Origin of the sequence: Phenylobacterium sp., assembly GCF_046590535.1 — a bacterium.
Lineage (GTDB): Bacteria > Pseudomonadota > Alphaproteobacteria > Caulobacterales > Caulobacteraceae > Phenylobacterium.
In genome coordinates this window covers 1-5,609 of sequence record NZ_JBKJTG010000013.1, presented here as the reverse complement: position 1 = coordinate 5,609, position 5,609 = coordinate 1, and the positions used below count along the sequence as shown (strand labels likewise).

Below are 5,609 nucleotides of genomic sequence, written 5' to 3'. Positions count from 1 at the left end.
CGGGGTCCTCGGTGATGGCGCCGATCAGATGCTCGATCGCCTCCGGCCCGCAGCCTGCCTGCAACGCCGCCTCCGCCCGGACCCCGTCTTTCATATCGACATAGACGTTGCCGCGATTGGACAGGGTAGGCACGTACCCGGGGCGGATCTTCAGCGCCTGGTCATAGGCCGCCAAGGCCTCGGGGAAGCGCTTGAGCTGCCGCAGCATAACGCCGCGCAGGTTCCACAAGTCGAGGTCTCGCGGGAACCGAGCCAGCGCCTTGTCGGACCAAGCCACGCCCTCCCCGTGGCGTTTGGCGCGATAGAACTGCATGACCAGCGCGCGATAGACCTGCATGGTCTGGGCGGGGTCCTCGGTGATGGCGCCGATCAGATGCTCGATCGCCTCCGGCCCGCAGCCTGCCTGCAACGCCGCCTCCGCCGCCGCCAACCGTTGGTTCATCCCGGGACCTCAAACGCGCCCCAACGGGCCAGGCTGGGAGCCTTAAGACGCCCGTCCCGCGCTGGCTAGACCCGAGCGGCCCGGGACTTGCGACCGAACCGCCATTTCAACCCCAGGATGGTGGCCGACATTCCCAGGCACACGGTGTTGGCGGCGGTCACCGGCCAGGCGCCGGTGAGCACGCCGTAGGCGATCCACAGGGTAAAGCCGGTCACCGTCACCACGTACATGCGCAACGAAACCGATGACGCGTCGCGCTCGCGCACGATCTTCACGATCTGCGGGATGAAGCTCGACATGGAGCACAGGGCGGCGCCCGTGCCGACGATGTTGGCGAGATTGGACACCGGTCAGGCCGGCGCAGGTTCGGTGGGGCTCATGGTGACGCTAACGAGCGCGCGGACGCCCGGTTGCGCCGGGTTGACCTCCAGCCGCCCGCGAAGCTGCTCGACGAACAGCTGAACGAGGGTCAGGCCGAAGCCGCGCGGCGCCTCGCCCTCAAAGCCCACCCCGTCGTCGGCGACCATCAGTTCGAAGCCGTCGGCCGTGCGGTCCAGGGTGACCGTCACAACGCCGGCCCGGCCCTTGGGGAACCCGTGCCCCAGGGCGTTGCCGACCAGCTCGCCAGCCACCAGGGCCAGGGGCGCGCCCTGGGCCGCGGGCAGGATCACGGGATCGAGGCTCATCGAGAATCTGACGCCGTCGCGGCCCGCCGAGGCGGCCAGGTCGCCGACCAGTTCGCGGACCATCACAGCGGCGTCCACCCACTCGGCGCCGTCGTCGCGATAGACCTGTCGATGCAGCACGCTGATCGCGGTGACCCGCTGGTTCATCGCCCTCAGGGCGTCGCGGGCCGCAGCGCTCTCGCTGCGGCGGGCCTGCAGGACCAGCAGTGAAGCCACGAGCTGAAAGTTGTTCTTGACCCGGTGGTCGATCTCGCGCCGCAGGGCGAGTTCGCGCTCCAGCGCCAAGCGCAGGGCCGCCATGTCCGCTTGCTCGGGAACTTGCATGCGTCGGCGCCTCCAGTCACTCAACCGTAGCCCTGTCAGCGCGGTTCCTTCAAACGGGCGGGGCTGACTGTCATGTCGGTGACATATCCATGCGGATGCTGGACACTTCCACCACGGAGAGATTCGCCTTGCCGCTCCTGCAGCCGCCTTCGCTCATGGCGCCGCGCAAGCGGGAGGCTTCGCTATGGCCGGTAGTCGCGGCGGGGTTCGCGGGCCTGGCCTCGATCCTGGCGCTGGCGGCGCTGCAGCGGCTGGACGCGCCGGCGGCGGTGGCGGCGCTGCTGTTCATCGCCGCGACCACCGCGCTGGCTATGATCGTGGCCGACCGCCGGGCGGAGACCGATGCGGCGGATGAAGCGCCGCAGGTCGCCCGCGGGGCCGGGGAGGCGGCCCCCTACGCCACCCTGATCAACGCCCTGCCGGACCCGATCCTGGTGATCCAGGCGTCGGAGCGCGACGACCTGTCAGACCGTCGCTACGTGTTCGCCAACACCGCGGCGCGCGAGCTGCTGCGCATCCAGCACAGCGAAGGCCTGCTGGTCACCCTGGTGCGCGATCCCCAGGTGCTGGAGGTGGTGGACGAGGCGCTATTCGGCGCCCGGGACGCCGAGACCGTCTATGAGACCGGCGGCGTGCAGGCGCGCATCCTGCGGGTTCACGCCCGGCCCCTGGGCCTCGCCCTCGACGGCGCGCACCTGGCGCTGCTGGCCTTCCGCGACGAGACCGAAGTGCGCCGGGTGGAGCGCACCCGCACCGATTTCCTGGCCAACGCAAGCCACGAGCTGCGCACGCCGCTGGCCTCTCTGACCGGCTTCATCGAGACCCTGCGCGGCCACGCCAAGGACGACCGGACCGCCCGCGACCGCTTCCTGGCAATCATGCACGCCCAGGCCGAGCGGATGAGCCGGCTGATCGACGACCTGATGTCGCTGAGCCGCATCGAGTTGAACGAGCATATCGCCCCGGACGACGAGGTCGATCTTTCCCAGGCGGTGATGGACGTGGTTGACGCGGTGACCCAGTTGGCCCGGGAGCGCGGCGTGGTGCTAGAACCGGTCCTGGCCCGTGGCGGGGCCGCCCGAGTGCTCGGCGACCGCGACCAGATCGTCCAGGTGGCGCAGAACCTGATCGACAATGCAGTGAAGTACTCGCCCCCCGGCGCCAAGGTGCGCATCGAGGTGGAGAGCGGCCTGACCGCCGAGGCCTGCGCCGCCGGCCTGCGCGCCGAGGCCCAGCGCCTGTCGCTGCTGACCCCCGACCACTCGGCCGAGACCTACGCCGTCCTGCGGGTCACCGACAGCGGCGCGGGCATCGCGCGTGAGAACCTGCCCAGGCTCACTGAACGGTTCTATCGGGTCGAGGGCCAGAAGAGCCATGAGCGCGCCGGCACGGGCCTGGGCCTGGCCATCGTCAAGCACATCGCCAACCGCCACCGCGGCGGCCTGTCGGTGGAAAGCTTGCGCGATCAGGGGACCACCTTCACGGTATATTTTCCGCTGATCGCCGCCCCCGCTCTGCCGGCAGCGGGCCTCGTCGCGAAAGTGTCATGAAACTGTAGCATGACGACTGCAATCGGCGGGCAGTGTCCGCCGCGCAGGGTGCGGTCAGACCGCTCCGAAGCTGCATGTCCGGACTCGCGGGATCGCCTGATGATGACCTGGGCCGCCCTGGCGGCGCTGCTCCTGTTCTCCGCGGCCACCTACGCGTTAGGCCGGCGGAAGCTGACCGCCAGCGTGGCGCGGGATGCACGTCCCCATTCGCGGCCGGGTTACCACGGCGCCTATGTGATGCTTTGGGTGGCTGTGCCGGCGGCGCTGGTGCTGCTGGCCCACGCGGCGTTTGGCGGGCGCGCGGAGAGCGCCCTGCTACGCAGCGAGGTCCCGGCCGCCGTAGCCGCCCTGGCCGACCAGCAACAGACGGTGTTCTTCGACGACGCCCACGCCCTGGCCGGCGGCGGCCAGCCCAGCGAAACCCTCTATTCCGGCGACCTGCGCACGGCCCTGGACGCCAAGGTGGCCGAGGCCCAACGCCTGCAACAGGCCCTGCGCTACGGCGTCCTGGTGCTGGCCGGGGTGCTGGCGATTGGCGGGTTCTTCCTCGCCTTCCGCCGTCTGCGGCCCGAATTCCGCGCCCGCAACCGGGTGGAGGGCTGGACGGCCGTGCTGTTCATCGCCTGCTCGGTGGTGGCCGTCCTGACCACTGTCGGGATCGTCGCTTCGCTGGCCTACGAGAGCTGGCGGTTCTTCCAGGCGGTGCCGCTGCTGGACTTTCTGTTCGGGACCCAGTGGGATCCGCAGATCGCCATGCGGGCCGACCAGTTCGCCACGGCCGGCGCGTTCGGTGCTGTACCGCTGTTCGCCGGCACCTTCCTGATCATGCTGATCGCCATGGTGGTGGCGGCCCCGATCGGCCTGTTCTCGGCCATCTACCTGGCCGAGTACGCCAGCGGCTGGACCCGGGCCATCGTCAAGCCGCTACTGGAGATCCTGGCCGGGGTGCCGACGGTGGTCTACGGCTTCTTCGCCGCGCTCACCGTAGGCCCGTTGTTCCGCGCCTTCTTCAACGGCATCGGCGCCGACCTGGTCGGCGGGCGGTTCAACGAGCTGGGGCTCTATCTCAGCCAGGTTCAGAACCAGATGGCGCTGGTGGCCGGCGCGGTCATGGGGATCATGCTGATCCCGTTCGTTTCCTCGCTGTCCGACGACATCATCAATTCCGTGCCGCAGTCCCTGCGCGACGGCAGCCTGGCCATGGGCGCCACCAGGTCCGAGACCATCAAGCGGGTGGTGCTGCCCGCGGCGCTGCCTGGCATCATGGGCGCCATGCTGCTGGCCGTCTCCCGGGCGATCGGCGAGACCATGATTGTCACCATGGCCGCCGGCCTGCAGGCCAAGACCACCCTCAATCCGCTGGACACGGTGACCACCGTGACGGTGCAGATCGTCACCCTGCTCACCGGCGACCAGGAGTTCGACAGTCCCAAGACCCTGTCCGCCTTCGGCCTGGGCCTGACGCTGTTTGCGGTCACCCTGATGCTCAACATCGTCGCGCTGCGCATCGTGCAGAGGTATCGGGAACAGTATGACTGACGTCCCCCGCTCAGAAGGGGCTTCCCCCCACGCCGGCGTGCGGTCCGTCGAGGTCCGCAGCGCCGTGCAGGCGCGCCTGAAGGCTCGGCGCCGGCAGGAGACCCGGTTCCGCTGGTACGGGCGCCTCGCCATAACCCTGGCGCTGGGCTTCCTGGCCGTCCTGTTGGTGCGCATCGTGCACCAGGGCTACACCACCTTCGTCGATTACCGGATGAGCGTTGCGGTCTATGTGGATCCAGCCCGCGTCGATGGCGCGGACCTGGCCAGCGCCAATTACGACCTGCTGGTGGCCGAGGCGGTCCTGGCCAGGCTCGGCGAGACGGATGACGCCGCCGGCGAGACCTCCGGCAAGGTCCGGGAGCTGTTGTCCAGCGATCTCGGCTTTCAGATTCTGGAGCAGGTCCGCGCCAACCCCGCCCTGATCGGCACGACGCTCACCGTCACCGGGCCCGTGCGGGCGGACGCGGCGCTCTACTACAAGGGCGAACTGAAGCGCTCTACGGCCCAGGACAGCCGCAAGCTCGACGATCGCCAGCTCGCCTGGCTTGATCGGCTGAAGGCCCAGGGCGGGATTTCTTCGGGCTTCAACGTCAACTTCCTCACCAACTCCGACTCCACGGAGCCGGAGCAGGCCGGCGTGCTGGGCGCCGTGGTGGGTTCGGCCATGATGCTGCTGGTGACCGCCCTGCTGGCGGTGCCGATCGGCGTACTGGCGGCGGTCTACCTTGAGGAGTTCGCGCCGAAGAACCGCTGGACCGATGTGATCGAGGTCAACATCAACAACCTCGCCGCGGTGCCCTCCATCGTCTACGGCCTGCTGGGCCTGGCGGTGTTCATCAACTGGATGGCGGTCCCGCGGTCCTCGCCCCTGGTGGGGGGGCTGGTGCTGGCGCTTATGGCCCTGCCCACGGTGATCATCGCCACCCGTGCTTCCCTTAAGGCGGTGCCGCCTTCGATCCGCGAAGCCGCGCTGGGGGTCGGCGCCTCGCGCACCCAGACGGTGTTCCACCACGTCCTGCCGCTCGCCATGCCCGGCGTGATGACGGGGGCGATCCTGTCCCTGGCCCA

General features: G+C 69.4%; 6 protein-coding genes. 3 read left to right on the top strand and 3 right to left on the bottom strand.

Features of this window, described 5'->3' with window-relative positions; all coding sequences use genetic code 11:
- From ACLL81_RS00790 to ACLL81_RS00780, 3 genes are all read right to left on the bottom strand, one after another.
- Window positions 1-442: tetratricopeptide repeat protein (locus ACLL81_RS00790; RefSeq protein WP_411286444.1), on the bottom strand; the 442-nt coding region annotated here is incomplete at its 3' end.
- Between the two features lie 65 nt (window positions 443-507).
- Entirely contained in the window at window positions 508-789 is a 282-nt protein-coding gene (locus tag ACLL81_RS00785) for a SemiSWEET family sugar transporter (RefSeq protein WP_411286443.1), read from the bottom strand.
- 3 nt (window positions 790-792) lie between these two features.
- Window positions 793-1,452 (bottom strand): sensor histidine kinase, encoded by a 660-nt coding sequence (locus ACLL81_RS00780; protein ID WP_411286442.1) that lies wholly within the window; start codon window positions 1,450-1,452, stop codon window positions 793-795.
- 128 nt (window positions 1,453-1,580) lie between these two features.
- Between ACLL81_RS00780 and ACLL81_RS00775 the strand changes: the two genes are divergently transcribed.
- The 3 genes from ACLL81_RS00775 to ACLL81_RS00765 all read left to right on the top strand — a co-directional run.
- Entirely contained in the window at window positions 1,581-3,002 is a 1,422-nt protein-coding gene (locus ACLL81_RS00775) for an ATP-binding protein (RefSeq protein ID WP_411286441.1), read from the top strand.
- Between the two features lie 99 nt (window positions 3,003-3,101).
- Entirely contained in the window at window positions 3,102-4,541 is a 1,440-nt protein-coding gene (pstC, locus tag ACLL81_RS00770; RefSeq protein WP_411286440.1) for a phosphate ABC transporter permease subunit PstC, read from the top strand.
- Window positions 4,534-5,609, top strand: a 1,076-nt coding sequence (locus ACLL81_RS00765; protein ID WP_411286439.1) for a PstA family ABC transporter permease, incomplete at its 3' end; no start/stop codon positions are given. The genes pstC and ACLL81_RS00765, both read left to right, overlap by 8 nt.

Excerpts from the sequence above, each read along its gene's own strand:
- ACLL81_RS00780 (WP_411286442.1), bottom strand. The coding sequence starts at position 1,452 with ATGCAAGTTCCCGAGCAAGCGGACATGGCGGCCCTGCGCTTGGCGCTG.
- pstC (WP_411286440.1), top strand. The coding sequence starts at position 3,102 with ATGATGACCTGGGCCGCCCTGGCGGCGCTGCTCCTGTTCTCCGCGGCC.